The following is a 255-nucleotide window of genomic DNA, read 5'->3' as shown; positions in this document are numbered from 1 at the left end:
AATAACGTAAATAACATCGTAAGTAATAACGTAAATAACATCGTAAGTAATAACGTAAATAACATCGTAAGTAATAACGTAAATAACATCGTAAGTAATAACGTAAATAACATCGTAAGTAATAACGTAAATAACATCGTAAGTAATAACGTAAATAACATCGTAAGTAATAACGTAAATAACATCGTAAGTAATAACGTAAATAACATCGTAAGTAATAACGTAAATAACATCGTAAGTAATAACGTAAATAAC

General features: G+C 24.7%; 1 protein-coding gene. It reads right to left on the bottom strand.

Annotation, left to right across the window (positions count from 1 at the left end; genetic code table 11):
- Nucleotides 1-255, bottom strand: a 255-nt coding sequence (locus HS848_RS13155) for a hypothetical protein (RefSeq protein ID WP_198612556.1), incomplete at both ends; no start/stop codon positions are given.

Source organism: Staphylococcus caledonicus (assembly GCF_016238465.1).
Classification (GTDB): domain Bacteria; phylum Bacillota; class Bacilli; order Staphylococcales; family Staphylococcaceae; genus Staphylococcus; species Staphylococcus caledonicus.
The sequence above is the reverse complement of the archived record's forward strand: the minus strand, read 5'-3'. Positions and strand labels throughout refer to the sequence as shown.